We start from the raw sequence: 25,371 nt of genomic DNA on the forward strand, positions 1-25,371 counted from the left end.
CAGAGGCGCACGGCTGCGCCCCTCGGTCGCCCCGCCTCGCAGCGGTTCAGGCGGCCGAGGGTTCAACATGGCCGGCGCGCCCGGCCACCCGATCCCGAACGCGTCGGGGCGCGTGACCCGACCGCAACAGGTGTGGCAATCCGGTTGCAACACCCCGGGGTCGGGAGGCCCCAGCGGGTCCCTCCCAGGGTCGCCGGTCTTGCGGGCTATAGAGGCGCAGGTTTTTTCTAGTGGCTCGGTTTTCAAACCGATGCACAGAACGGCACAGACATGAGCACGGATCGCACAGATCTGGTCTCGATCTCGGAGCTGCATCGCCGCCTGACCGAGGCCGGCCAGAAGACCAACCGCTCGACGCTGTCGCGCTACGTGACGCGCTACGCCGACGCGCTCAACCCGGTGCGCCAGGGCCGCGACACCCTGGTGTCGTACGCGGCCTTCGTGGCGCATCGCGGCGAGAACCTGAACGTCGCCGACGAGGCGCCCTACGCCGAGCGCAAGCACGGCGCGGCCGCCAAGGCGCGCAAGGAGGAGGCCGACGCCGGACTGCGCGAGATGGACCTCGCCGAGCGGCGCGGTCTGCTCACCTCGGTCACCGAAGTGCGCGCCGCCGGCCTGGAGGCGATCGCCAAGATGAGCGGCGCCTTCGACATCGCGCTTCAAGACACGGCCGACCGGCTCGCCGGCGCGACCGGCGCCGACCCCCGGGTCATCCGCCCGCACCTGCGCAAGCTCAAGGAGCAGGCGCTCGACGAGTTCCGCCGCTCGCTCACCGCCGGCCTTCAGATCGAGGCGGGGGACGCGGCCGGCGCCTGACCTCGGGCGGTTCTGCCCGCGCCGGAGTGGATCCATGGGCTACGTGTTCCTCGCGCTGATCTTCGCCTTCGTTCTGGTGCCCCGTCTGTGGCGCTACGCGCTCGCCGACGTGCTCGCCGCCCATCGCGTGCGCACCGCGGCCTCGCGTGCGCACCGTTCGGCCTTCCGCGAGCGGCTGCGCCGCTCCGGCCCGTGGATCTGGCGCCAGGGCGCCCAGGCCTAGGGGCCTCAACCGCGCCGGAGAGAGGCCGGCCCATGGCGACGACACTTACAGCGCGGGTGGCCGACCTGCCGCTCGGCCGCGAGGTGCTGTTCGGCGCCCTGCTGGAGGCGAGCGAGCCGGTCGAGGAGCTGACCGTCTCCCAGCACGCCGACTGCTTCCGGATCGTGGCCGCCGAGTCGGGCTCGCCGTTCCCGGGGCCCTGGCGCACGGCGCGGATGCCGCACCTGCGCGAGCCGATGGACTGCCTGCACCCGGACCACCCGGCGGCCAGCGTCACGCTCAAGTGCTCGGCGCAGATCGGCAAGTCCGAGATCGTCGTGAACTGGTTCTGCTTCATCGTCGACCGCGCCGCCGGCCCGATGATGACCATGCTCCCCTCGCTCGACGAGGCGATCAAGTTCAACCGGGTCAAGCTGCAGCCGGCGATCGACGCCAGCCCGAAGATCCGCCACCGCGTCGCGGCCGAGAACTCGCGCGACGAGGCCGCCTCGACCACCTCGTTCAAGCGCTTCGTCGGCGGCTTCAACCAGATCGTGACCGCCAGCTCCTCGAAGGGGCTGCAGATGGTCTCCATCCGGTACATGGCCCGCGACGAGGTCTCCGAGTACCCCTTCGACACCGACGGCCGCGGCGACCCGATCGAGCAGTCGCGTGCGCGCCTCAAGGCCTACACGGGCCTGGGGCTCGCCAAGGAGCTGAACTGCTCGACCCCCGGCATCGCCGGCCGGTGCCGCATCACGGCGATGTACGAGGCCGGCGACCGCCGCCGCCGCTACGTGCCGTGCCCGCACTGCGGCGCCTTCCAGATGCTCGTGCCCGAGCGGATGCAGGCGCCGGCCGCCTCGACCGGCTGGCGCACGACGTTCACGTGTCAGGCGTCCGACTGCGGCGTGCTGATCGAGCAGGCCGACCGGAGCGACATGCTGGCCGCCGGCCACTGGGTGCCCACGCGGGTCGAGCCGGGCCAGCCCGCCGTCCCGGAGGTCATCCAGGCGGACGCGATCGCGGCGTGGCTGTGCGACCCCTGCACCGGCCGGTGCCGCGCGTGGCAGCCGAGCTACGCCATCTGGGCGGCCTACTCGCCGCTGGAGGCCTGGACCGACATCTGGCGGCGCGGGCAGGCGTCAAAAGCCAACCCGGTGCTCATGAAATCCCACGTCCAGCAGGACCTGGGCGAGCCCTACGAACCGAAATCCGACGCGCCCGACGCCGACAAGCTCCACGCCGCCCGCGAGGAGTACGCCCCGCGGGTCGTGCCGTACCCGGCCGCCGTGCTCACCGGCTTCATCGACGTGCAGAACGACCGCCTGGAATGGGCGGTCTGGGCCTGGGGACCGCGCGCCGAGGGCTGGATCGTCGACCGGGGCATCATCGCCCACCCGCCCGAGCGCGACGAGGCCTGGGATGAGGTCGACGAGCTGCTGATCCGGACGTACCCGACGCAGAGCGGCGGTCAGATCCTGGTCGACCGCTGGGGCATCGACACCGGCAACAAGGCGACCGAGCTGTACCTGCGCGTCAAGGGCCGCTCGCACCGCCTGATCGCGTGCAAGGGCGCCAACCGTCCGGATGCGCTGCCCAACCGCCGCACCGAGGGCAAGATCCACGACAAGCACGGGCGTGTGATCGAGAAGGTGCCGCTGAACCTCATCGGCAATTTCGGGATCAAGAGCCGCATCTACCAGGGGCTCGCCAACCTCGTCGCCGGGCGCGATGCGGGCGGCAAGTTCCCGGCCGAGACCCTGCACCTGTGCGCCGAGCTGATCGACGAGGACCAGTGCCGCCAGCTCACGGCGGAGATCCTGATCGACCCGCGCGAGGAGGCCAAGGGCAACGCCCGCCGGGCGCTCCACCAGCGCTCGGGCGACCGGCGCGAGTGGATGAAGAAGGTCGGCCAAGCCAACGAGGCGCTCGACTGCGTCGTCGGCGCACGTGCGCTGGCCATCGGCATCGGCGTCGATGGCTTCTCGGCCGAGCGCTGGGCACGGCTGTGGCGGCAACGCTGCGCCGTCGCCGCAGCGCCCGACCTGTTCACCGCCGCCGACCCGGTGGTGGCGAGCGAGGCGGTCGATCCGCCCGCCCCCGAGGTTTTGCCGGAGGTCGGCAACGCCCCGCGCAAGCTCCCGGCCATGTTCGGCCTCGCCCCGCAGCCCGCGGCCGGCGCCAAGCCCGAGGCTGACAAGCCCCGGGGCATGGCGGCGCTCGCCGCCCTCAACCGCAGGTGAACCGATGGTCACGCAGGCGATGCTCGATGCCGCCCGCGCGGCCTATCAGGATCTCATGACCGGCCGTCAGCTCGTGGAGATCCGCCACGAGGGGCAGGGCTACATGCGCTACTCGGCCGTCCAGGCCGGGCAGTTGCTCGCCTACATCAACAGCCTGGAGGCGCAGCTCGGGGTTCCGCTCGATCAGCGCACCGGCCTGCGGCGCACGCGCGGCCGTCGGGTGCTGTTCGGATGAGCGGCCCCCAGATCCTCGGCCCCGACGGCCTGCCGGCGGCCCGATCCGTTCCCACGATCCCGGCGGCGGCCCGCAGCCTCGCCCGCTCAAGCCGGGCGATGGCGACCTCGTTCACCGGCGCCTCGCGCCACGACACCGACCTCGTGACGTGGGAGCCCCACAACCCGTCGGGCGCCTCCGCGCTTCTGGGTGAGCGCGATCCGCTGATCGCGCGGGTCCACGATCTGGCCCGCAACGACGGCTGGGCCTCGGGCGGTGTCACGCGGATCGTCGACAGCATAATCGGCGCCGGCTGGCGCCTCTCGGCCAAGCCGAATGCCCGCTCGCTCGGCCTCCGGACCCCCAAGGGCGAGGTCGATTACGACGCCGCCGACGAGTTCGCCTCGGACATCGAGGCGGCGTGGAAGGATTACGCCGACGACCCAGATTGCTGGTGCGACGTCGGCCGCCGCACAGGCATGGGCGGGATCCTCGCCCTCGCGTTCCGCCACCGGATGATGGACGGCGAGGCGCTGGCCGCGATCCTGTGGCGCCCGCGCGGCGGTCCGTTCGCCACCGCAGTGCAGGTGATCGACCCGGACCGGCTCTCGAACCCGCAGGGGCTCTACGAGCAGAAAGGCCTGCGCCAGGGCGTCGAGATGGACGCCGATGGCGCGCCGATCGCCTACCACATCCGCGTGGCCCACCCCGGCGACTGGTATGTCGGCATGGAGCCCTGGCGCTGGGAGCGCGTGCCGCGGGAGACGCGGTTCGGGCGCCGCGTCGTCGTCCACGCCTTCGAGGCCGACCGCGGCGAGGCCGTGCGCGGCGTGCCGCCGCTGGCCTCGGTGGTCAAGAAACTCAAGATGCTCGGCCGCTACGACGAGGCCGAGTTGCAGGCCGCCGTGCTCAACGCGGTGCTGGCCGCCTTCATCGAGAGCCCGTTCGACCACGAACAGCTCGCCTCGATGATGGGCGACGAGCCCGAGGAGAGCCTGTCGGCCTACCAGAAGATGCGGCTCGGCTTCCACGACGCCGCGCCGATGCGCCTGGGCGGCGTGAAGGTCAACTTCACGGCGCCCGGCGAGAGGGTGACGCTGACCAACCCGAGCCACCCGAACTCGGTGTTCGAGCACTTCCAGCGCGCGGGCCTGCGCAACGTCGCCTCCGCGCTCGGCACCACCTACGAGCAGCTCTCGAACGACTGGGGGCAGGTGAACTACTCGTCCGCCCGGGCGGCCCTGCTCGAAGTCTGGCGCGGCTTCACCGCGCGCAAGGAGCACTTCGCCACCCAGTTCATGCAGCCGATCTACGCGGCGTGGCTGGAGGAGGCGCTCGACCGCGGCATCGTCAAAGCCCCGAAGGGCGCACCGGAGTTCCGGGCGAAGAAAGCGGCCTACTGCGCGGCCAAGTGGATCGGCCCGGCCCGCGGCTGGGTCGACCCGCTCAAGGAAGCCTCCGCCGCGATCGAGCGCACCGCCGCCGGCCTGTCCACCCGCGAGCGGGAGGCGGCCGAGCAGGGTGCCGACTGGGAGGAGGACGCCCAGCAGCAGGCGCGCGAGCGCCGCTACCTCATCCGCCTCGGCCTCGACCCGGACGCGGCCCGCGGCACCCCCGCGCGCAAGGCCGAAGGCGACGACGCCGCGCCGAAGGCCGACGACGCCGACACCTGATGCGGCCGTCGGGCCGCCCGCCCGAGGTTTTAAGCCATGTCGAACCTGATGGCGGCCCTGTTCCCCGAGGGCCGGCCCTGCCTCGTCGATGGCGCGGCCGCCGGCGAGGTCTCCGCCTGTCTGGCCGCGCTCGTGGCCGATCCGCACGCTGCCGACCTGCTCGCCGGGCAGGCGGCGCTGGCGGTGGCCGATGACGGGTTCTGGCCCGCGCCGGGGCACTGGATGAACGCCTACCGCCCCTACGTGGTCGCGGGCGGCGTGCTCCAGATCCCGGTCAAGGGCATCCTGCTCGCCAACCTGAGCTTTGCGGTCGCCACATACGCCACCGGCTACGTCTACATCCGCCGCGCCCTGGAGCGCGGGCTGGCCGACCCGGGCGTCAAGGGCATCGCTTTCCTGTGCGACAGCCCCGGCGGCGAGGTCGCGGGCAATTTCGACCTCGTCGACGCGATCTTCGCCGCGCGCGGACAAAAGCCGCTCCGGGCGTTCGCCCACGAGCGCGCGGCGTCGGCGGCCTACTCGATCGCCTCGGCCGCCGACCAGATCTGGGTCGCCCGCACCGGCACCGTCGGCTCGATCGGCATCGTGGTGAGCCACACCGACGCCTCGGCCGCGCTGGAGAAGGCCGGGCTCAAAATCACGTTCATCTACGCCGGCAAGCACAAGGTCGACGGCAACTCGACCGAGCCGCTGCCCGACGACGTCAAGGCGCGCTGGCAGGTGCGCGTGGATGAGCTGATGGCCGTGTTCGTCGACACGGTCGCGCGCAACCGGGCGATGGATCCCGACGCGATCCGGGCGACCGAAGCCCTGACCTACAGCGCGAGCCAAGCCATCACGGTCGGGCTCGCCGACGCAATCGGCTCCCTGGAGGACGCCGTCGCCGCCTTTGCGGCGGACCTTTCCACCGACGCAGAGGACGACGAGAGCATGTCCGACATCACCCAGGCGGCCCACGACGCGGCCCTCGCCAGCGCGCGCGCCGAGGCCCTGGCCGCCGGCCAGACCGCCGGTCAGACCGCGGGCGCCACCGACGCCAAGAGCCGGATCAAGGCGATCCTTGGCTCCGAGGAGGCCAAGGGCCGCGAGGATCTGGCCCAGCACTTCGCCTTCGACAGCGACCTGCCGGCCGCGGCCGCGCTCGCCGCGCTCGCCAAGGCTCCGAAGGCCGCCGCCCCCGAGCCGGCCAAGCCGAACCTCGCCTCCGACATGGCCGGCGAGAAGGCGATCGAGCTGGGCGCCAGCGGTGGCCAGAACCCGTCCACCATGTCCGACGCCGACCGCGGCGCCGCCGAAGCCAAGGCGCTGCTCGGCCTGCGCTGAGCGGGCCGCCCGCGCCTCACCCCCACCCCTTCCGCCGCCGGAGAGCGCCGCGATGACCGACTATCCCCCGTACAACCCGACCTCGCTGCGCGCCGGCGAGCACCAGCGCGACCGCGCCATCACCGTCGCGTCGGGCGCCAACGCCTCGGGCGTCCTGCTGATGCGCGGCACCGTGCTCGGTCGCGTCACCGCGTCCGACAAGTACGTGCCCTGCGTCAAGACGGCCTCCGACGGCTCCCAGGCCCCGGCGATGGTGCTCGCCTTCAACATCGACGCCTCGGCGGCCGATGTCGCCTGCTCGGGCTACGACGACGGCGAGTTCGTCGCCGAGCTGCTGACCCTCGACCCGAGCTGGACGGTCGACACGCTGGAGGCCGCGCTGCGCGTCGCCGGCTCGAAGATCTACGTCCGCAAGGCCGGCGTCCTGGGCTGATCCGAGCCCCCGGCTGACCCGGCCGCTCGGCCGATCCGACCTCCACCCCTCCCGGCAACCTTCCAGGGCCCCGCGCGGGCCCTTCGCGTTCGGAGCCCGCGTCAATGCCGCTCGATACCAACTCCACCGCTCAGATGCTCGGCGCCTTCGGCGTCTTGGACAAGCCGAGCCGGTTCATCCTGGAGACCTTCTTCAAGTTCTTCCAGCAGTTCCACACCGAGGAGGTGTTCTTCGACCAGGTGCAGCGCGCCCGGCGCCTCGCCGCGTTCGTGGCCGACACGGTCGAGGGGCAGATCCTGCCTTCTCGCGGTTACTCGACCAAGAGCTTCACCCCGCCGACCGTGCGCCCGAAGCACGTGGTCGAGCCGTTCAAGGCGCTCAAGCGCCGCGTCGGTGAGAAGCTGCTCGGCGAGCTGACCCCCGAGCAGCGCTTCGACCTGACCATCCTCGACAACATGCTGCTGCAGGACGACGCGATCACCCGCACCGAGATCTGGATGGCGCTCCAGCTCCTGCTCACCGGCTCGGTGGTCTGCCAGGGCCCGAAGTATCCGTCCAAGACGCTGAGCATGGGCCGCGACCCGAGCCTGACCGTCCAGCTCACCGGCGCGCTGCGCTGGGGCCAGTCCGGTGTCGACCCGCTCCAGAACATCCGCGCATGGTCGACCAAGGTCCAGCGCGTGTCCGGCTCGAAGCCGCGCACGGTGCTGCTCGATCCGCTGTCGGGCGACATGCTGATCAACTCGCCGACCGTCACGAAGGTGATGAACTCGTTCCGGCAGACGGCCGGCAACATCGATCTGGCCGGCAAGACCACCGGCGGTGCGGTAGGCCAGGAAGTCGCCTACCTCGGCTCGCTGCCCGAGTTCGACTTCTGGCAGTACCAGGAGCTGTACGAGGACGACGCCGGCAACACTCAGCAGTTCATGCCGGACAACACCGTGATCCTCGCCAACGTCGATGCGCTCCAGGGCATCAAGACCTACGGCGCGGTGCGCGACCGGCGCGCGGGCTTCCAGGCGCTGCCGCGCTTCCCGAAGGTCTGGGACGTCGAGGAGCCGGCCGCCACGATGCAGAACATGGCCTCGGCGCCGCTGCCGCTGTTCGGCTGGATCAACGCCTCGCTCGCCGCGACCGTCGCCTGATCCACGCCGCGGGCCGGCGCAACGCCGGCCCGCATCGTCCGGGCGCGACCGTCGCCCATCGGCGCACGCCGACCCGACCGATCCCTTGAAACCGGAGCCGCTCCATGGCGACCAAGACCATCCGCGCCAACGTCACGCTGCACCTGCCCGGTGCCGGCCACATGCCCTTCGCTATCGACGCCAACGGCGCCGTCACGGCCGGGAAGTACGTCATCAAGGAAGTGCTGCCCGGCACCCCCGTCGAGATCGACGCCGACGAGGCCGACGCCCTGATCGCGGCCAAGAAAGCCGAACTCTACGAGGAGGCGAAGGCCGAGAAGGCCGCCAAGGTCCCGGCCGCCTCCTGATCCCACCCGGCCGCGAGGCCGCAGCCCGAGGCGTGCGCCCATGCCGTCCCCGTTCGAGGCGGCGTGGGCCGCGCGGTCGAGCGATCTTCTCGTCCACTTCAACGAGATGGAGCCGTTCCTGCTGGAGCCTCAGACCCGGCCGACCATGACGGTCGCCGGCGGCCTTGAGGTCCCTGACGTGAACCAGGCGACCATCGCCGACCCCTACCGGCCGATGCTTCCGGTCCAGGCCGTGCTCCTCGACAAGGGGGCGCCGCTGCACGCTCACGGACGCAGCATGGCCGACTCCACCACCCGCCCGATCGTGGCCGAGTGCCCGATCGCGATCCTGCAGCTCGACGCGATCGGCACGGCTGTCGAGCCCGACGATGTGCTGACCCGGACGCGCACGGGTCGGCGCTACGCGATCACCAAGGTCGTGCCGCAGCAGTTCGGGCGCGGGTTCGCGCACCTCGCGGAGGTCGGATGAGCTACGCGCTGACCGCCCTGCGGCTCGCCACGATCGCGGCCCTGAACTCGCATCCGGTGCTCGCGCGCGAGTGCCAGGGCCGGATCTACGACTCGGCGTTCGGGGATTTCAAGGCGAGCCAGCCGATCCCGGTGATCGTCGTGACCACCGAGGAGCTGAAGGGCGAGGCCTACTCCCGCAACAACGGCGGCCTGCCGTTCAACGACCATTGCAACCTGTGCCTGGAGATCGCGTTGCGGGCCACGCTCGACGGCGAGACCGGCACCGAGATCCTCGTGCCTGCCATCGACGGCGCGAGCGAGGCGCGGCTCAACCGCTACGCGTGGTGCGCCGACGTGATGCTCACGCAGGGGCGCGTCCACCCGATCGCCAGCGGGCCGACGCCCGAGGGGAACCTCTTGGTGCGCCAGGTCCTCCGGCGGGTCCCGGAGCGGTCGAGCGCGCGCTTCGCCACGGACGAGACCGGGGTCAAGTTCGCGATCCACCTGCTGACCTATCGGGTGGAACTCAAGAACGACGCCCCCACCCTGGGCGCGTCCCCGACCGATCCCTACGCCGTGCTGCCCGACCCGCTGCGCACGGTGGCGCGGGCGGCCAAGCCCGGCTCCTACGCCGAGATGGTGTGCAAGCTTGAGGCGGCGGCGCTCGCCGGCCTGCTCACCCCGCCGAGGCCGATCCAGTCCGGCGCCTTCAACCCGGATGGCACCGGCACGCCGGTGCCGGACGATCCGGTCACGGCCATCACCTTCCCGTTCCCGCCCGCGGAGACCCCTTGATGCGCAAGCACGTCACGCCCGCGCACCCGCGCGCGACCATCCTCGACCCGGCCCGCAACCGGAAGCTGCCGCCCACCGGCGCCGACGTGACGTGGTCGGCCTACTGGGCCCGCCTGGAGATGCGCGAGGACATCACCGTGACCGACATCGCAGAGATCGCGGCCGAGCCGGAGCCTGCGGCGATCGCCGGGCCCGAGGCCGCGCACGCCGTCGAAGCCGAGCCCGCGCCCGAGGCCGGGCCCGCGCCCGAGGCCGCGCACGGCTGAGGCCGACCCCCAACCCTTCCGAACCACCCACGCGGGCCGCCATCGAGCGGCCCTTCTCTTTGGAGCCCGCGCCCATGGTCGCTTCCCAGGTCGCCTTCAATTACGTCTCCGGCGACATCCGCGTCCCGCTGTTCGCGGCTGAGATCAACGCCGGCCCCCCGACCTACTCGTCGAAGTCCCCGCTCGTGCTGATCGGTCCGGCCAAGGCGGGCTCGGCGGTGGCACTCTACGGGAAGCTCTACAACGCCGGCTTCACCGATCCGAACGTGCTGTGCGGCACCGGCTCGGTCCTGGCCGAGATGCTGCTCTACGCCCGCCAGATGAACCCGCTGGGCGAGATCTACCTGCTAGACCGCGGCGCCATCGCGGGTGCCGTCGCCGCCTCCGGCACGGTCGCGCTCGCCGGCACCGCCACCAGCCCCGGCACGCTCACCCGCTACATCGGCGGCGAGCGCTACGACGTGAACGTCGACACCGGCGATACCGCGGCCGTGGTCGCCGCCGCCCTGGTCGCCGAGATCGCGGGCGGCTACACCAAGTTCAACCGCGCGATGGGCGCCCCGGTCGCGGCGACCGTGGCCGCGGGCGGCACCGCCCAGGCCACCTCGGTCACCCTCACCGCCAACCATCCCGGCACCGAGGGCAACGGCATCACCATCCTCGCCGGCCTCGACGGCGACGAGGCCGAGGTCCCCGGCATCACCGCGACCGCGACCGCGATGGCCAACGGCGTCGGCGACGCGGTGATGGCGACGCTGCTCGCCAAGTTCGGCAACCAGCCGGCCGACTTCATTGGCGCGCCCTACGCCTCGACGGGCCAGCTCAACGACGTGCGGGACTTCCTCGCGGTGATCGGCGCCGGGCGCGCCTCGCCGATGGTCGGCCTCGACGGGCACTACTTCACCGCCCTGAACGGCAATCTTTCGGCGCTCACCGCGTTCGGCGACGGCCGCAACGACCCGCACGCCACGATCATGGGCGTCAGCCTCGTCCCGCACCCGCTGTGGTGCTGGATCGGCGCGCTGGCCGGCGCGGTGGCCTTCTCGAAGAACCTCGGGCGCGACCTCAAGACCGCGATCGAGATCGTGCGGCCGATGCAGACGATCGTGCTCTCGGGCCTGCGCCCGTCGCACGATCCCAACAACGACTTCGCCCCGGCCGACCGGGACTCGCTGCTGCGCAACGGGATCTCGACCTTCGTGCGCACGCCCGACGGCCAGGTCGCCTGTGACCGCATCATCACGACCTACCAGACCAACGCCGCGGGGCTCGCCGACACCGGCTTCCTCGACATCGGCAAGGTGTTCGGCGGCGTCTACGTCAAGCGGCGCATGAAGAACGCGCTGCTCGGCGCGTATCCGCGCGCGGCGATGATGGAGGACAACCCGGGCTCGATCCAGGGCGTGGTCACCCCGCCCCAGGCGCGGGGGGTCGTGGTCCACGAGTACAACGCCATGCACACCGCCGGCGTCGTGCGCCAGCCCGACCTATTCGCCACGAGCGTCGTCGTCGACTTCGACTACGACAATCAGCGGGCGAACTTCTACCTGCCGACCGCGGTGACCCCCGGCCTCATGGTGTTCGCCGTCAACGAGACGCTGTTTGCCGACCTGGCCGAGCAGGATCCGTCCGGCCTCTGAGCCCCGGGCCCGGCGCGCGATCCGCGCCGGGCGCCCCCGTAAACGGCGCTCCGCGCCGATCCCCGCAACCTCCGCATCGAAAGGGCTGACCCGTGGATACACAGGGCGGACGCCTCCAGGTCACCATCGGCAGCACCACCTACGACTGCCGCGGCAAGTGCCAGGTCGATCCCTCGCTCGTGAGCGTGGACGCCGGCGTCAACTGGTCCGGCAAGGGCTACAAGACCGTCAAGCCCGAGCTGGCCGCCGTGCAGCTGTCGTTCGACCGGGGCAAGGGTCTGCCCTGGACCCAAGACTTCATGCTCAAGGACGAGAACGTGACCATCGTCGAGATGGACGCCGGCGTGACCCACTACCTCACCGCTGCGGCCAAGGTCGGCAAGCCGACGATCGACACCGAGAGCGGTGAGGTCTCCGGCGTGTCGCTCAAGTCCGACGCCTACCGGCAGGCCGCGGTCTGAGGCTCGCGCCTCCGGCCCTCACCCGTCCCGCGACGCCAGCATCCGGATCCGACCCGTGGCCACCAAGACCATCGCGCTCTCGAAGCCCATCATGGGCCACGCCGTCATCCGCGAACTGGCGTTCAAGGACCCGACGTGGCGGGCGATCATGGAGGTCGGCGGCGAGCCCTACGTCCGCGCGCCCTCGCCGGCCCGGCCGGGCTTCTTCCAGATCGTGCCGATCTGGGAGCGGGTGCAGGCCTACGCCGAGCGCCTGCTCGTGACGGGCGAGGGCAAAGCCGCCGCGACCGACCTGCACCTGCTCGGGATCGAGGACACCAACAAGGTCAAGGACGCGATCCTGGATTTTTTCCTCGACGCGGACCCGCTTCTGGAGCGGCGCCCCGCGGACGATGGCTCGACGACCTCGCCAGCGAACTCCGATACGACTTCGGCTGGCGAAACGGCGACATCCTCGATCTGACGGTCGAGGACCTGATCTACGAACACACCCAGGCCTGTGAGCACGCCGAGCGCCGCGCGCAGGAACGCGAGGAGGCGCTGCGGCGCGTACGGCGCGGCCGCTGACGGGGACCGCCCACCATGCCGATCAAGACGGTCGAGGCGCAGCTCGTCCTGGGCGGCAAGGACGCGGGGGCGTCGGCCGCCGTCATGCAGGTGGTCAAGGCCTACGAGCAGGCCGAGAAGGCCGGCAAGGGCATGTCCAAGGGCGCCGAGCAGGTCGCCAAGGCTTTGCTCGATGTCGAGAAACAGCAGGCCGCGGTCAACGCGGTCATGGGTGCGCGCAACGGCGCCGCCACGGCCGAGGCGAACCTCCACCGGGTCACCACGGCCGCCGGTGAGACCAAGACCGCGCTCGACAAGGCGCGCACGGCGGTCGCCGCCTTCGACGGCCAGAGGCCCGCCAAGGGCTCGGATCTGGCCAAGCAACTGACCGAGGCGGCCAAGGCGGCAGCGGCGGCCGAGAAGGCGCAGAAGTCGGCCAGCCGCGAGGTCGCCCAGGCGACACGTGCGGCCGAGCAACAGGCCCGCGCCCTGCGCGACGCCGAGCGGGCGGCCGCGGCCGTCAACGTGCCGCTGCAGGCGCTGGAGCAGCACCAGCGCCACCTCGCGCAGGAGTTCGACCGGACCTCGGAGGCCATGCGCCGCCAGATCCAGGTCGAGGAGCGGGCCGCGCGCGCGGCCAAGCACCACGCCCAAGAGCAGGCCGAGGCCGCCAGGCATATGCGCCAGCACGGCGTGGTCGGCGCGGCGGGCTCGCTCGCCGCCGGTGCGGTCAGCGTCCACGGCGTCACCCACGTGATCGGCCACGCCGCCAAGGCCGGCGCCGAGGTGCAGAGCACCCGCGTCGACATGGCCAAGGCCGGTATCGGCTTCGAGGAGCGCCAACACATTACCGACGAGTCGCTCAAGCTCGCCGCGAAGTACAAGAACGTGACCCAGGCTTCCGTGATGGAACTCTGGAAGGAGATGCGGTCGGTAATGACCGACCCGCATGAGGTCAACGAAGTCATCGACCCGATGGTCCGGGCGAAATCGTTGCTCGACGCCAAGGATCCGAGCGGCGGCGCCTCGCACGGCCTCAATCTGCTCGTGAAGGGTGCCGAGAACATCGGGGCCGCCAAGGATCCGGTCCGCTTTACCAAGCTTCTTGATAGCTACGTCAAGGCGATGCAGGTGATGGGTTCGACCATCACCCCGGAAGGCATCTTCGAGATGCAGAAGTACTCGAAGACCTCCGGCGCCCGCTGGTCCGACCGCTTCATCATGACCACGGCGCAGTCGCTCGGCCAGGAGATGGGCGGTTCGACGGCCGGCGAGTCGATCGATATGGTGACCAAGCAGATCGTCGGCGGGATGCAGAACTTGCATTCCAAAGCTAAGGAGTTCGCCCGCGTCGGCCTCGTAAACGAGAAGGCGCTCGACATCGTTAACGGTGAAGTCAAGGGAACCAAAGCGGGCGTCAAGCACGCCATCAAGGGCGATACTCTGGCGGCGACCGATCTCGATAAATGGGTCTACGAGGTCTTGCTGCCGCACCTGCGGGATCACGGCATCAAGTCCGAGAGCGACCAGCTCGATTGGGTGCAAAAGGCCTTCACCGGTCGCGGCGCGAACGTTATCTCCAAGCTCATCACGCAGCGGGAGAGTTTCGAGGCGCACGGTCGGATGTACGGCGATGCGAGCGGCCTTGCGGGGACGAAGTACAACCGCTCCGATCCGATCGCCGCGCTCGGCGCCGTGTCGAAGTCCCTGGAGACCTTCCTCGGCGTCGTGACGGCGCCGATCATGGTCAATGCCGCCCACGGTCTCGACGATGTCGCCACCGCGATCTCCGGGTGGTCGCTCAGGCTCGCCGCCTTCAACAAGGCCCACCCGGACCTCGCCAAGGCAGAGGCGCCGGCCGCCGCGGCCGCGGGGCTCGCCGGTGCCGGCACCATGTCGGTACTGGCCTGGAAGGCGTTCTCCGGCGGGTTCGGGTTGAAGGGCTCGGCGGTCGCCCTCGACCACTCGGCGCTGGCTCTGGAGGTCGCGGCGACGAAGCTCGGCGCGGGCGGCGCTACGACCGAGGTGGCCAAGGCCGCCGCGGCCGGTGGCCTGACCCTCGGCGGCGTCGTGACCGGCGGCGTGATCGCCTCCGGAGCCCTCGCCGGCGGTTGGCTCGACACCAACTTCGGCGGCAACACCGGCGCGCTCGGGCTTGTCACGGGCCAAGAGAGTGACCAGCAGAAGGCCGCCCGCTACCTCGCTGAGCAGAAGGCCGAGCGCAAGAAGGGCGCCCTCTATGGCGAGCGCGCCAACGTGCTCGACAACCTCACGCGCGAGCGCGAGGTCCGCGACAACCTCGCTAAGCCCGACGACCCGGGATACCTGACCCAGGGCCTCGACGCGCTCGGGATCGGCAGCGGCGAGGAGCGGCAGAAGCGTCGCGACGCGCTCAAGGCCGAGTCTGAGAAGAGCATCGTCGCGATGGAGGCGCAACTCGCCGCCATCGACGCGAAGATCAAGGATGCCGCGGCCATGCCGCTGCCGCCGGTCCGGCCCCCGGACCTGGGCCAAGTCGAGGTCAAGGCCAAGGAGACCGGCACGGCCTCCGGCGAGAAGGTCGGGGATGGCATCAAGGACGGGATTACGGCCAAGACACCGGAGGTCGTCGACCGAGCGCAGGGCCTGTTCGACGCGCTCTCTCAGATCTTCAAGCAGGGCATCGCGATCCCGCTGCAGATGAGCTTCGACGGCTCGGGCATGGGCGGCGGCTCCGGGATCCAGACGGCGAGCTTCGGCGGCGGCGAAGGTGGCCTCGGCGGCATGATCCGCAAGGCTTCCCTGGGCGGCGGTGGTTTGGGCGGCGGCCTGGGCGGTGGATCGGGCGGCGGCGGCGGTGGCGGCGGCGGATCGGCGCTGGAGATCCCCGCATCGGTTCAGGCGAGCGACGCCGAGCGCAACAAGCTCGGGCTCATCCAAAAGTACGAGAGCGGCGGTCGAAACGTCCCGAACTATATGTTCGATCGGCGCCACACCGCGCAGGGCTACTACCAGATCACCAACACGAACTGGCGCAACATCGCGCCGAAACTCGGGATCACGGCGCCCAGCGCCATGTCCGCGAGCCACGCCGATCAGGCGCGCGTCGCTCTGTACCTGCTGCGGGGCAGCGGCATCGGCAACTGGACGCCAAAGGTGGCCAGCGCACTGCGCCGAGGCGAGCGGGCGCGGTTCGGCGCCGATGCGGTCGCCGGCCCCGTCGCCGCCAGGGATCTCCCTGGTGCGGCCCCGGCCAAGGATCCCGCCGCCCTCGACCCGCACCTCGTGCGCGGGCTCGACGGCAAGGAAGGGCTCGACCTCGGCGACGGCACGATGAAGATGCCGGACGGCTCGATCCGCTCGATCACGAGCGGGGGCGGGTCGCCGCGGATGCCGGAGCGCACGGTGCCAGACCCGCCGAAAGCGGGCCTGGGCGGTCACGGCGAGATGCGCGAGCACGTCGCCGACCTAGGCCGGCACATCGACCGGCTCGGCGACATGACCTGGCGCTCGCACCACACCGTCGAGGTGAATGCGGGACCGGGCGTCACCGCCCGCACGAAGAAGCTGCGCATGCAGACCGACGGTCCGGTGCGCGGCAACATGGGCATCTCGATGCCGCAGACGGAGATCGGGTAGCCGCCCGATCTCCCGACACCCGGGGGTCGCGATGCTGGAGGTCAATGCCGATCAGGCCGCGATCGCCAAGCTCGCCCGGGATCTGGCGGGCTTCGGCCCGAAGCTGCCGAACGCCCAGGCGCTGGTGGTCAACCGGGTGCTCACGCGGACCAAGGCCCGCGTGATCCCCGCCCTGGTCCAGCAGACGGGGCTGACCAAGCGGATCATCGTCAAGGCGGTGCAGATGGCCCGCGCCTCGCCCACGAACGGCGCGCGCGGCTATCTCTGGACCAAGGGTGGCGAGGTGTCCCTGCGCTACTTCGGGGCGCACGAGGTCGCGGGCGGCGTCCAGTACACCGAGCGCGGCCACGTCGAGACCCTGGCGGGCCACTACTTCCGCCGGTCGGGCAAGTCGCCCGGCCGGTTCATGGTGCGTCGGCTCAACGGGCAGGTGTTCTACTCCACCTCCGGCAAGTGGGGCGTGAAGGAGGATCTGCGCGTCGAGAAGTCCGGCCTCTGGATCCCGACCGAGATGGTCGCGGGCGAGACGCGCAAGGCATTCCTGGACACGATCGAGCAGGACCTGCCCGGCGAGATCGCCGCCGAGCTGATGAAGCTCCTGCCCGGAGGCACCCGGTAGATGCGCAACTGGCCCCAGACGGTCCCGGGCGCCTCGTTCCGGGGCTTTCCCTTCGAGGTCGAGCGCGAGGGCGGCGACGGCGCCGGCCGATACGTCGCCGTCCACACCTACGCCGGGGCGGAGACCCACGACACCGAGGATACGGGCCGCAAGGTCCGGCGCTACCGGGTCACCGCCTACATCGTGGGCGACGACGCGGACACCCAGGCCGACGCCTTCCTGGAGGAGATGTCGACCGGCGGGACCGGCACGCTGATCCTGCCGATCACGCCGCCCGCGACGGTCCGTCCCGTCAACGGCGCCTGGAACTCGGACAAGAGCCAGCAGGGCAAGGTCGCCCTCGACCTGGAGTTCGTCGACGCGGGCGGCCAGGGCGGCGGCTATCCCGCCGTCCAGATCGGCGACCGCATCGCGCAAGGCGCGCTCGACACGCTGGCCGACGTCGTCTCCAGCGCGATCGGCGCCTTCGTGCCCGACGCCGTCGCCGGGTTCCTGCCCGGCTTCTAACCCCCCGATCGGAGCCGCCATGGCCGCGCCCCCGTCCTCGGCCATCGCCGGCGCAGCGGTGGCGGCCCAGGCGCTCGCCGGCGTGCTCGGCGAACTCGCCGGGACGCTGCCGGTGCCGACCGCGACCGCGCAGAGCGTGCGCGCGCTCGCCCGCCGGATCGCGCAGAGCCGCGCGCCGCGCCTCGTGGCCCTGTCGGACGCCGCCGCGATCGCCGCGAGCCTTGTCGGCGGGCTCCAGGCGCTCGCCCGGGACGCGACGCCGTCGGACGCGGCCGCCGGGCTCTACGCGGCCGCCTCGGCGACGCAAGCCTGCGCGCCGACCTCGGCCTCGCCGGTCCTGACGCAGGCCTACAGCCTCGCCCGGGCGCTCTGCGTCGCGGTCGAGGCGGCGGCGTTGGGCGAGGCGTTCCTGGCGGAGGCGCGCACCGACTTCGCCGACCGGCAATCGGCCACCGCCGCGCGCGCCCGGATCGGCGCGGCGATGGACGGCGCCACCGACCGCATCGCCGCCGCCCTCGGGCCGGCCGCCATCGACGTGCTCGGCACCGCCGCCCGGCAGACGAGCGCGTACCTCGTGACGGAGTCGGCCACGCTCCAGCCGATCGCCCGGGTGAAATCGGCGAAGTCGATGCCGTCCACCGCGCTCGCCTGGGCGCTCTATCAGGACCCGGCGCGCGCGCCCGACCTCGTGGCGCGCAATCGCTCCGGCACGAGCCTGTTCATGCCGACCACCTTCGAGGCGCTGACGCCGACCTCGCCTTGACCGGAGCGCGCCCGTGGGCTTCCAACCGGAACTGGTGACGCTCACGGTCGACGGGCAGGTGCTCCAGGGCTGGCAAGGCGTCCACGTGACCCGCTCGGCCAAGGGCGCGGCGATCGCCTTCTCGTTGCGCGCCTCGAACCCGGCGTGGTCGGCCCAGGCGCGGCTCGTGCGCCGCGGCAAGCTCGTGCAGATCTACACTGCCCCGCTCGCGGGCGAGGACGGGTTCGGCAGCTTCAGTGCGGCCAAGGCCGACCTGCTCTGCACCGGCTACGCCGACGATTATGAGGTCGAGAGCGCGCCGGGCACGCACGACGTCGGGATTTCCGGCCGCTCGAAGGCGGGCGACGCCATCGACTGCCCGCCGGTCAAGCACAAGACCGGACTGGAAGAGAACAAGACCCTGTTGGAGGCGGCCAAGGCCTTCGACGAGTGGGGGATCAACTTCACCTCGGATCAAGTGCTCACGAAGCTCCGTGAGATCCAGCTCGTGCCGGGCGAGCCGCTGTTCTCCACCCTGGAGCGGGAGGCGCGCCACTGCGGCGTGCTGCTCACCGGCCAGCCCGACGGCGGCGTCAAGATCACCCGCGCCGGCAAGAACCGCCACGCGGGTGCGCTCGTCCACGGGCAAGCTCCGTGCAAGCGGTGGAAGCTCAACTGCTCGATCGAGAACAAGCGCTCCAAAGTCCACGTGCGCGGCCAGCGCTCGCTCGGCACGGACGCGGACGCGCTGCGCCAGGAGGAGCAGGCCGAGGACGACAGCGTCGGGCGCCACCGCCCGCTGATCGTCCACCACGAGGGCGACCACGTCGACAAGGAACTCAAGCGACGCGCCGAATGGGAGATGCTGCGCCGCTCCGGCTCCGGCATCTCGATCCAGGTCAAGGTTGCGACCTGGCGCGACGAGGCCGGCAAGCTCTGGGAGCCGACCCACCTCGTGGCCGTCCAGTGGGACGACGAGGAGATCGACCAGGACCTCGCCATCGCCACCGTGGTGTTCAATCAGGGCGTGGGCGAGGGCGAGAGCGAAGCCGGCACCTGGGCCGACCTCACGCTGGTCGATCCGCGCACGCTCGGCGCCGACGCGGCCGGCAAGGGTTCGGGCTCGGGCGCGGGCAACGGCGGCGGCGCGGAGGGCTCGGACTTCGGCGCCGGCCTCGACGACGCGCAACTCGACGACAGCACGATCGACTACAACGCCTTCACGGCCAAGGGGCACGCCTGATGCACGCACTCGGGCGCCTGTTCCGGGCCGAGCACGTCGAGACCGACGACACGGGCGACCTGCAGACGGTCACGCTCTATGGGCAGCCCGGCGAGACCTTGAAGCGGGTCCACCGGGTGCAGCCGTTCGGCTTTCACTCCAGCGTCCCGGTGGGTAGCCACGGCATGGGCCTGCAGTTCGGCTACGGCGGCCGGACGCTCAACGCCTACCTCGGCGGCGAGCACAAGGATTACCGGCCGCGCGATCGCGACGTCGGATCCTCGGCCCTCTACGACGCCAACGGCAACCTGATCTCCCTGGTCCAGAAGGAACTGCGGGTCACCGGCCGGCACGCCACCGTGGTCGAGGGCAAGGACCAGACGACGGTGCGGCTCACCGACGGCACCGAGGTCGTGCTCAAGGGCGGTAAGGTCTACCTCGGCGGCCTCCAGAACGCCCAGGCGGTGATGACGGCGGCCGGCCCGTCCACGCGCGTGTTCGCCGTCATCTGAGATCCGCACCCGCGAGGCCGGCATGCAACTCGACATCTCACCGCTCGCCGACCTCGGCGCGGTGACCCTGCCGCCCGACCTCGTCATGCTCCGGCTCGACGGCACCCCGTGCGCGCCGGGCGAGTACGGGGTGCGCTACGATTTCGCGGTGGCCACCACCCAGGCGCAGGGCGGGGCCGGCGGCCTCGTGGCCCGGATGCCGCTGGCGACCGCGGTCCACCTGCTGATGTGGACCGACGCGGCGCCGCCCCCGGAGCTGTTGCGCCGCTTCGGCATCAAGGACGCCCGGGGTTGGCCCGGTGACGGCTTCGACGTGCAGGCGGCGCAGGGCGAGGCGCCGCTCGGCTCCTACTTCTGGGTCTACCGCCGCGCCGAGCTATCCGAGCAGATCGGTCTGGAGCTGGCGGCCGAGGCGCGCCGCTGCCTCCGGCCGCTGGTCGGCCAGGCGGCGGTCGCCAAGGTCACCGCCGCCTGCGCGGTCGATCTCATCAACGACCGGGCCGTGCTCGACGTCGGGCTCTACGCCCGCGACGGCGCGACGCTCTACGCCAAGAAATTCGACCCGCTCTGGGATCTGGTGCGACAGGGGCTGTGACATGGCGGGCTACACCGTGCGCAGCTTGGGCGGGCTCTCCGGGCTCGCGCGCGGGTACTTCACCCAGTCGGTCTCCGGTGCGGTCGCGAGCGTCTGGGCCAACACCTTCACGGTGGTCGCCAAGGTGCTGGCGCTCGCGGGCTTCGAGCTGGAGCAGCGCCGGGCCTGGCTGGTCAAGCAACTGTTCGCCTCGACCGCCGAGCGCGTCTGGCTGATCCGCCACGGCTTCGAGCTGGGGCTGACGCTGGAGCCGGCGGCCTTCGCGCTCGGCACCGCCTCGGGCCCGGCGCCGGCCGGCCTCCCCGTGCCGGCCGGACTGCAGTACGTTCGCGGCGACGGCGTCGTGTTCGACGTGATCGCGGCGGCGAGCGCCGCCGGCGCCACGCTCACCCTCGACCTGGAGGCCGACGTCGCGGGGGCTTCCGGCAACACCGACGCCGGCACCACGCTCACCCTCCTCGACCCGGCCGACGCGCCGGCCGGCACGCCCGCCCAGATCACCGTGCTCGCGGCCGCCGACGGCTCCGGCCTGTCGGGCGGGGCCGACGAGGAAGACATCGAGAGTTTCCGGGCGCGCGTGCTCTACCGCAAGCGCAACCCGCCCCAGGGCGGCTCGGCGGCCGACTACGCCGAGTGGGTGCAGGCGGCGGTGCCCACCGCCACTCAGGTGTTCGTCGACAGCTTCTCGAACGACGCCCGCGCGGTGTGGGTGCAGTTCCTGGTCTCCGACCAGCCGAACGGCATCCCCACCGCCGGGCAAGTCGCGGCCGCCCAGGCCTACGCCTCCGACCCGATCCGCCGCCCGGTCACGGCGCGCGTGTTCGTCTCGGCATCGGTGGCCGAACCGGTCGCGGTCGTCGTCGGCAAGCTCACCCCCGATACGGTCGCGGTGCGCGCCGCGATCGAGGCCGAGATCGCCGCGACCTTCGCCGACCGCGCCCAGCCCGGCACGCCGTCGGCCGCCTTCGCGTTCTCGGCCTCCTGGCTCGACGAGGCGGTCTCCCGGGCGACCGGCGAGGACAGCCACGACCTCGTCAGCCCGGGCGACCTGACCTTCACGAGCGGGCAACTGCCGGTCCTCGGCTCGATCGCCTACCAGTAGCGGAGCCCGCGCGTGAGCGACATCCCGAGCGGCTGGCCGTGCGCGGCGCTGCCCAGCGTGCCGCCCTCGGTCCTCGACCTGGAGGCGCAGCCCACCCCGGATGGGCTCCTGCCGCAGATCCTGGCGTTGACCCCGCGCGGGCCGGCGTGGGGCACCGACGAGACCGGCGACGGCTCCGGCGCCTCGCCCGTGCAGCGCCAGTTCTGGCGGGCGCTCGCCGCGTGGGCGGCCGACCATCTCGGGCTCGACTGGACGGCCGCGACGCAGACCTTCCCGACCGCGATCAGCTACACGCTCGACGACTGGGAGCGGGAGCTGGGCCTGCCGGACGCCTGCAACACCGGCCAGGGCGGCACGGCGGCGCGGCTCGTCGCCGTGCGCTCGAAGTTCGCCAGCCAGGGCGGCCAGTCGCCGGCCTTCATGATCTGCCTCGCGCAGAGCCTGGGCTACACGGTCACGATCGAGGAGCCGGACCAGTTCGCGGTCGACACGAGCGCGCTGGCCGAGGACTCGCTGATGTCCACGCCCCAGGGCGTGCAGGTCCGCCCGCTCGATCCCCTGACCGCCGCCCGCCTCGTGCCGCTCTGCGACGAGGTGGCCTGGAAATACTGGGTGGTCCACGTGGCCGCGCTCGGCGAGACCTTCTTCAAGATCGACGAGGGCGTGCTGTCCGAGGACTCGATGGTGGGCGGCCAGCTCACCGGCGTCCCCGGCCAGGGCGACCCGCTGGAGGGGCTGATCACGCCGGCCGACCTCATGTGCGTGCTCGACCGCGTCTGCCCGACCCACACCGTGCTCGTGTTCCGCCTCGACCTCTGACGGTCCGAGGCCGCCGCCCGCGCCCCGCCATCGCTTGAGCCGCCGGCCGCCGAGGGCCGCGCGCTCGCACGCCCTCACGCCCGGAGATCCGCCCGTGTCGCGCTACCTGCCGCCCTCCGGTGCAACCGGCACGGACGACCCTTACGTCGGGCTCAACGTGCCCGCGGGCACCGACGGCTCGAAGGTGCCCAAGGGCGCGATCGAGTACACCCAGCGCGAGATCCAGAACGCGCATCTGGCTGCCGGCAACCTGCCGACCAACGACGACGTCACCCAGCTCGCCCAGGACATCGGCCGCGGGATCTGGGTCGGCCCGCTCGGCGCCAATCCCAATTCGCTGAACGGCACGATCGGCGCCGGGGTCGATCCGAGCTTCACCCCGCGCCCGTATCTGGCCAACCTCCTGCCCTGGACGCGGATGTGGGGCATCGCGTCCCAGACCAACACCTCGACCAACGTCAGCCTGACGGTGACGGGGATCGGCACGGCCGCCGGGGTCAAGATCGCGCCGCTGCTCAAGCGCGACGGCACGGCGCCCGCCGTCGGCGATGTCCCGGTCGGTATCCCGTTCGCGTTCTACGAGGACACCAGCGGCAACTGGCGGTTCGCCGAGCGGGTCGCCAGCGACCAGGCCTCGGGTGGCGGCTCGACCACGGTGGCGGCCGGGCGCAACCGGTTCCTCGACCCGGGCTTCCTGGTCTCCCAGCGCGCGCTGCCGGACACCGAGAGCTACTATCCCAGCGCCCCGAACTACTCGCCCGCCCTGACCCTCGTCAGCGGCGTGCGGGCCTACGCCTCGGACGGGTGCTACGCCCTGCGCAATGGCGCGACCGGCGCCGCCACCGTCCAGCGCATCGCCGGCCCCTCGTTCAGCGGCGGCGCCTTCTGGCAGCGCATCGCGGTCATCACCGCCAACGCCGCGCCGGGCTCGAACGACTTCCTCGGCTGGGTCCTGCCGATCGAGGGGCCCGACATCGCCGACCTCGAATGGGGCACGGCCGCGGCCAAGCCGTTCACCGTCGGGTTCGACACACGCTTCCCGGCCGGCACGTACAGCGCGGCGATCCAGAACGGCGACGGGGCCGGCTCGACCCGCTCGAACCCGGTGACCTTCGCGGTCACGTCCGACGGGGCGCTCGGCACGCTCAAGACCGTCACCTTCCCGGGAGACCAGTCGGGCGCGTGGAACACGGCCAAGGGCGCGCGTGGCCTGTGCCTCGTGATCACCCTGTGCGCGGGCGCCGGCCTCACGGGCGCGGCCGGCCAGCAGGGCGGCAACGTGCCGGCGGCCGCCGGCCAGTCGAACGCCATGGCGGCGGCCGGCGGGGTCTACGACATCGCCGCCCCGCGTGGGAACGTCGGCACGGCGCTCGCGCCCTACGATCCGCCCTCCTACGGGCGGGCCTACGCCGATGCGATGCGATACTTCCAGACCCTGACGCACTTCGAGGCGTTCTCGGACCTGTCGGGCTCGCAGGTGGTGGCAAAGCTCAAGTTCTTGGTGCCGATGGCCAAGGCGCCGGTGGCGAACCTGTCCGGTCCCGCGACGATCATGCTGCCCGGCTACACGTATTACACGCAGTCGAGCCCGAACATCTCGTTCGATCATACTGGCGATTTCTCCGAGGGCGGCATGGCAATCATGCAGGCTTTCTCGGGCCTGCCGAACTCGTCATCGTTCATCGGCTACTTCAACGCTGGCCAGTACATCCGGCTCGACGCGTCGATCTGAACCCGCCGCCCGTCAGCGCCGTGCCCCGCCCCACCCGGGGCGGCGGCCGCGCGCGCCTCATCTGCTCGCGAGCCCGCATGGAAACGATCTCCAAGCCGATCGGCCTGACCTTCGCCGGTCAGATTAAGGCCGCCGGCCTTCAGGGCCTGTGCTCCTGGAACAATCTCGGGGTGACCCGGCTGTCCGGCACGTCGGACGCCGACTGGGCCAAGGTGGTCGCGCTCGTGGCAGCCCACGACGCCACCGCCCCGCTGGTGTCGCCGACACAGGCGCTGATCGACTACGCCGCGGCCAAGCGCTTCGCGGTCGAGACCGGCGGCATCACGCTCAACGGGCTGACTGTGGCGACCGACCGCGCCAGTCAGGCGATGGTCGCCAACGCCTACAGCGGCATGGTCCTGTCGGGCACCACCGCCATCAAGTTCAAGGCATCCTCGGGCTGGATCGAGCTGAGCTTCGACCAGGTCAAGGCGATCGCGCTGGCGGTTTACACCCACGTCCAGGCCGCCTTCGCGGTCGAGGATGGGCTCGACGCCGCGATCCACGCCGATCCGCCGACGGTCACCACCGCCGGCCAGATCGACTCCGCCGCGTGGCCGGCGAACCCGGATTGAGCCTCCGGAGCCGCCCCGACCGTCCCCGTCCCGCGTGAGGCGCCGCCCGTGTCCAACCTCGCCCTCATCCCGGCCCGGCGCCAGGACTTCACCACCTGCCAAGTCGCCGACTGGCTCGACGGCCTGCCGCTGATCGCACAGGCCGGACCGGGCGGCGCGGTCGCGGGCACGGGCAACGTCGGCCGGGGCGCGGTGACGGTGCTCGGTGTGGACGCGGGCGCCGACCTCGCCGGGGCGCAGATCGCCACCGTCACGGCGATCGTAGGCGGCCAGACCCTGATCGCGGTGGCCGACCTCGACGGAGCCGTGACCGGCGAGGGCGTCGTCGGGCTCCCGATCTACGCCGCCGGGATCACCTTCCGGGTCGACCAGGTGGCGGGCCAGACCGCGCTCACCGTCGGCGACAGCTTCGCGGTGGCCACCCTGCCGGTCCCGGTCGACCTCACCGGGCTCGTGTTCACCCTGGACGCGCGGCTGTCCCCGGCCTCGCTCACCTACGCGCTGCGGGCGAGTTCCGCCCCCGCCGACGGCTCGGTCCCGACGATCCTCAACGGCGGCGCGGCGGGCACGGTGGCGATGGCGGTGCCGCAGGCGGCGATGGCGGCGTGCCCGCCCTCCGGGCCGACCTACCCGTACAACATCTTTGCCGCCGATCCGGTCACCGGTCGCCGCGTGATCGCCTTCTACGGGCTGATCACCCACCAGGCCGTCCTCCAGCCCCAGGATTGAGGC

The 25,371-nt window shown here is 71.7% G+C and carries 27 protein-coding genes; all 27 read left to right on the top strand.

Going from position 1 to position 25,371, the window contains the following annotated elements; genetic code table 11:
• The first annotated feature begins 270 nt into the window (after positions 1-270).
• The 27 genes from AC3IF1_RS13490 to AC3IF1_RS13620 all read left to right on the top strand — a co-directional run bounded on the left by AC3IF1_RS13490 (position 271) and on the right by AC3IF1_RS13620 (position 25,368).
• On the top strand, positions 271-816 hold the full coding sequence (locus AC3IF1_RS13490) for a hypothetical protein (RefSeq protein WP_489217974.1): 546 nt from the start codon (positions 271-273) through the stop codon (positions 814-816).
• A gap of 34 nt (positions 817-850) precedes the next feature.
• Complete coding sequence (locus AC3IF1_RS13495) at positions 851-1,039, top strand: hypothetical protein (RefSeq protein ID WP_489217976.1); 189 nt, start codon at positions 851-853, stop codon at positions 1,037-1,039.
• Between the two features lie 32 nt (positions 1,040-1,071).
• A complete protein-coding gene (locus tag AC3IF1_RS13500; protein WP_489217978.1) occupies positions 1,072-3,264 on the top strand; it encodes a terminase gpA endonuclease subunit in 2,193 nt (730 codons plus the stop codon).
• A 4-nt stretch (positions 3,265-3,268) separates the two neighbouring features.
• Complete coding sequence (gpW, locus tag AC3IF1_RS13505) at positions 3,269-3,499, top strand: gpW family head-tail joining protein (RefSeq protein WP_489217980.1); 231 nt, start codon at positions 3,269-3,271, stop codon at positions 3,497-3,499.
• On the top strand, positions 3,496-5,151 hold the full coding sequence (locus AC3IF1_RS13510; RefSeq protein WP_489217982.1) for a phage portal protein: 1,656 nt from the start codon (positions 3,496-3,498) through the stop codon (positions 5,149-5,151). Before gpW ends, AC3IF1_RS13510 begins: the two co-directional genes overlap by 4 nt.
• Positions 5,152-5,187: 36 nt before the next feature.
• Positions 5,188-6,474 carry a S49 family peptidase gene (locus AC3IF1_RS13515; protein ID WP_489217984.1) on the top strand — a complete coding sequence of 429 codons (1,287 nt, stop codon included), beginning with the start codon at positions 5,188-5,190 and terminating at the stop codon, positions 6,472-6,474.
• A 52-nt stretch (positions 6,475-6,526) separates the two neighbouring features.
• Positions 6,527-6,907 carry a head decoration protein gene (locus AC3IF1_RS13520; protein ID WP_489217985.1) on the top strand — a complete coding sequence of 127 codons (381 nt, stop codon included), beginning with the start codon at positions 6,527-6,529 and terminating at the stop codon, positions 6,905-6,907.
• Positions 6,908-7,011: 104 nt separating this feature from the next.
• Positions 7,012-8,052, top strand: a complete 1,041-nt coding sequence (locus AC3IF1_RS13525; protein WP_489217987.1) for a major capsid protein — start codon at positions 7,012-7,014, stop codon at positions 8,050-8,052.
• Positions 8,053-8,156: 104 nt separating this feature from the next.
• Positions 8,157-8,399 carry a hypothetical protein gene (locus AC3IF1_RS13530; RefSeq protein WP_489217989.1) on the top strand — a complete coding sequence of 81 codons (243 nt, stop codon included), beginning with the start codon at positions 8,157-8,159 and terminating at the stop codon, positions 8,397-8,399.
• Positions 8,400-8,439: 40 nt separating this feature from the next.
• Positions 8,440-8,868 (top strand): hypothetical protein, encoded by a 429-nt coding sequence (locus tag AC3IF1_RS13535; RefSeq protein WP_489217991.1) that lies wholly within the window; start codon positions 8,440-8,442, stop codon positions 8,866-8,868.
• Positions 8,865-9,644, top strand: coding sequence for a hypothetical protein (locus AC3IF1_RS13540; protein WP_489217993.1), 780 nt, complete (start codon positions 8,865-8,867; stop codon positions 9,642-9,644). The genes AC3IF1_RS13535 and AC3IF1_RS13540 overlap by 4 nt, the downstream gene beginning before the upstream one ends.
• Entirely contained in the window at positions 9,644-9,910 is a 267-nt protein-coding gene (locus AC3IF1_RS13545; RefSeq protein WP_489217995.1) for a hypothetical protein, read from the top strand. Before AC3IF1_RS13540 ends, AC3IF1_RS13545 begins: the two co-directional genes overlap by 1 nt.
• Positions 9,911-9,984: 74 nt before the next feature.
• Positions 9,985-11,550 carry a phage tail sheath subtilisin-like domain-containing protein gene (locus AC3IF1_RS13550; RefSeq protein ID WP_489217997.1) on the top strand — a complete coding sequence of 522 codons (1,566 nt, stop codon included), beginning with the start codon at positions 9,985-9,987 and terminating at the stop codon, positions 11,548-11,550.
• A gap of 92 nt (positions 11,551-11,642) precedes the next feature.
• Positions 11,643-12,011, top strand: coding sequence for a phage tail tube protein (locus AC3IF1_RS13555; RefSeq protein WP_489217998.1), 369 nt, complete (start codon positions 11,643-11,645; stop codon positions 12,009-12,011).
• A gap of 55 nt (positions 12,012-12,066) precedes the next feature.
• Positions 12,067-12,474, top strand: a complete 408-nt coding sequence (locus AC3IF1_RS13560; protein ID WP_489217999.1) for a hypothetical protein — start codon at positions 12,067-12,069, stop codon at positions 12,472-12,474.
• Positions 12,475-12,593: 119 nt separating this feature from the next.
• Entirely contained in the window at positions 12,594-16,175 is a 3,582-nt protein-coding gene (locus AC3IF1_RS13565; RefSeq protein ID WP_489218000.1) for a hypothetical protein, read from the top strand.
• A gap of 31 nt (positions 16,176-16,206) precedes the next feature.
• Positions 16,207-16,794, top strand: a complete 588-nt coding sequence (locus AC3IF1_RS13570; RefSeq protein ID WP_489218002.1) for a hypothetical protein — start codon at positions 16,207-16,209, stop codon at positions 16,792-16,794.
• Positions 16,795-17,301, top strand: coding sequence for a DNA circularization N-terminal domain-containing protein (locus AC3IF1_RS13575; protein WP_489218003.1), 507 nt, complete (start codon positions 16,795-16,797; stop codon positions 17,299-17,301). It begins immediately after the preceding gene.
• Positions 17,302-17,320: 19 nt separating this feature from the next.
• Positions 17,321-18,064 carry a hypothetical protein gene (locus AC3IF1_RS13580; protein WP_489218004.1) on the top strand — a complete coding sequence of 248 codons (744 nt, stop codon included), beginning with the start codon at positions 17,321-17,323 and terminating at the stop codon, positions 18,062-18,064.
• A 13-nt stretch (positions 18,065-18,077) separates the two neighbouring features.
• A complete protein-coding gene (locus tag AC3IF1_RS13585) occupies positions 18,078-19,286 on the top strand; it encodes a phage baseplate assembly protein (protein WP_489218006.1) in 1,209 nt (402 codons plus the stop codon).
• Positions 19,286-19,777, top strand: coding sequence for a phage baseplate assembly protein domain-containing protein (locus AC3IF1_RS13590; protein WP_489218007.1), 492 nt, complete (start codon positions 19,286-19,288; stop codon positions 19,775-19,777). The genes AC3IF1_RS13585 and AC3IF1_RS13590 overlap by 1 nt, the downstream gene beginning before the upstream one ends.
• Positions 19,778-19,799: 22 nt before the next feature.
• Positions 19,800-20,372 carry a phage GP46 family protein gene (locus AC3IF1_RS13595; RefSeq protein ID WP_489218009.1) on the top strand — a complete coding sequence of 191 codons (573 nt, stop codon included), beginning with the start codon at positions 19,800-19,802 and terminating at the stop codon, positions 20,370-20,372.
• A gap of 1 nt (position 20,373) precedes the next feature.
• Positions 20,374-21,474: a baseplate J/gp47 family protein gene (locus AC3IF1_RS13600; RefSeq protein WP_489218010.1), complete on the top strand. Its 1,101-nt coding sequence runs from the start codon at positions 20,374-20,376 to the stop codon at positions 21,472-21,474.
• 12 nt (positions 21,475-21,486) lie between these two features.
• Complete coding sequence (locus AC3IF1_RS13605; protein ID WP_489218011.1) at positions 21,487-22,293, top strand: putative phage tail protein; 807 nt, start codon at positions 21,487-21,489, stop codon at positions 22,291-22,293.
• 94 nt (positions 22,294-22,387) lie between these two features.
• Complete coding sequence (locus tag AC3IF1_RS13610) at positions 22,388-24,025, top strand: hypothetical protein (protein WP_489218012.1); 1,638 nt, start codon at positions 22,388-22,390, stop codon at positions 24,023-24,025.
• Positions 24,026-24,102: 77 nt separating this feature from the next.
• Positions 24,103-24,639, top strand: coding sequence for a DUF4376 domain-containing protein (locus tag AC3IF1_RS13615; RefSeq protein ID WP_489218014.1), 537 nt, complete (start codon positions 24,103-24,105; stop codon positions 24,637-24,639).
• Between the two features lie 48 nt (positions 24,640-24,687).
• Positions 24,688-25,368, top strand: a complete 681-nt coding sequence (locus AC3IF1_RS13620; protein WP_489218015.1) for a hypothetical protein — start codon at positions 24,688-24,690, stop codon at positions 25,366-25,368.
• Positions 25,369-25,371 lie beyond the last annotated feature (3 nt).

This window comes from Methylobacterium sp. E-012, from assembly GCF_057836545.1.

What these genes read in the sequence shown, in the direction of transcription:
- AC3IF1_RS13490 (WP_489217974.1), top strand. Translation starts at nt 271, where the DNA reads ATGAGCACGGATCGCACAGATCTGGTCTCGATCTCGGAGCTGCATCGC.
- AC3IF1_RS13495 (WP_489217976.1), top strand. Translation starts at nt 851, where the DNA reads ATGGGCTACGTGTTCCTCGCGCTGATCTTCGCCTTCGTTCTGGTGCCC.
- AC3IF1_RS13500 (WP_489217978.1), top strand. Translation starts at nt 1,072, where the DNA reads ATGGCGACGACACTTACAGCGCGGGTGGCCGACCTGCCGCTCGGCCGC.
- gpW (WP_489217980.1), top strand. Translation starts at nt 3,269, where the DNA reads ATGGTCACGCAGGCGATGCTCGATGCCGCCCGCGCGGCCTATCAGGAT.
- AC3IF1_RS13510 (WP_489217982.1), top strand. Translation starts at nt 3,496, where the DNA reads ATGAGCGGCCCCCAGATCCTCGGCCCCGACGGCCTGCCGGCGGCCCGA.
- AC3IF1_RS13515 (WP_489217984.1), top strand. Translation starts at nt 5,188, where the DNA reads ATGTCGAACCTGATGGCGGCCCTGTTCCCCGAGGGCCGGCCCTGCCTC.
- AC3IF1_RS13520 (WP_489217985.1), top strand. Translation starts at nt 6,527, where the DNA reads ATGACCGACTATCCCCCGTACAACCCGACCTCGCTGCGCGCCGGCGAG.
- AC3IF1_RS13525 (WP_489217987.1), top strand. Translation starts at nt 7,012, where the DNA reads ATGCCGCTCGATACCAACTCCACCGCTCAGATGCTCGGCGCCTTCGGC.
- AC3IF1_RS13530 (WP_489217989.1), top strand. Translation starts at nt 8,157, where the DNA reads ATGGCGACCAAGACCATCCGCGCCAACGTCACGCTGCACCTGCCCGGT.
- AC3IF1_RS13535 (WP_489217991.1), top strand. Translation starts at nt 8,440, where the DNA reads ATGCCGTCCCCGTTCGAGGCGGCGTGGGCCGCGCGGTCGAGCGATCTT.
- AC3IF1_RS13540 (WP_489217993.1), top strand. Translation starts at nt 8,865, where the DNA reads ATGAGCTACGCGCTGACCGCCCTGCGGCTCGCCACGATCGCGGCCCTG.
- AC3IF1_RS13545 (WP_489217995.1), top strand. Translation starts at nt 9,644, where the DNA reads ATGCGCAAGCACGTCACGCCCGCGCACCCGCGCGCGACCATCCTCGAC.
- AC3IF1_RS13550 (WP_489217997.1), top strand. Translation starts at nt 9,985, where the DNA reads ATGGTCGCTTCCCAGGTCGCCTTCAATTACGTCTCCGGCGACATCCGC.
- AC3IF1_RS13565 (WP_489218000.1), top strand. Translation starts at nt 12,594, where the DNA reads ATGCCGATCAAGACGGTCGAGGCGCAGCTCGTCCTGGGCGGCAAGGAC.
- AC3IF1_RS13570 (WP_489218002.1), top strand. Translation starts at nt 16,207, where the DNA reads ATGCTGGAGGTCAATGCCGATCAGGCCGCGATCGCCAAGCTCGCCCGG.
- AC3IF1_RS13575 (WP_489218003.1), top strand. Translation starts at nt 16,795, where the DNA reads ATGCGCAACTGGCCCCAGACGGTCCCGGGCGCCTCGTTCCGGGGCTTT.
- AC3IF1_RS13580 (WP_489218004.1), top strand. Translation starts at nt 17,321, where the DNA reads ATGGCCGCGCCCCCGTCCTCGGCCATCGCCGGCGCAGCGGTGGCGGCC.
- AC3IF1_RS13590 (WP_489218007.1), top strand. Translation starts at nt 19,286, where the DNA reads ATGCACGCACTCGGGCGCCTGTTCCGGGCCGAGCACGTCGAGACCGAC.
- AC3IF1_RS13595 (WP_489218009.1), top strand. Translation starts at nt 19,800, where the DNA reads ATGCAACTCGACATCTCACCGCTCGCCGACCTCGGCGCGGTGACCCTG.
- AC3IF1_RS13600 (WP_489218010.1), top strand. Translation starts at nt 20,374, where the DNA reads ATGGCGGGCTACACCGTGCGCAGCTTGGGCGGGCTCTCCGGGCTCGCG.
- AC3IF1_RS13615 (WP_489218014.1), top strand. Translation starts at nt 24,103, where the DNA reads ATGGAAACGATCTCCAAGCCGATCGGCCTGACCTTCGCCGGTCAGATT.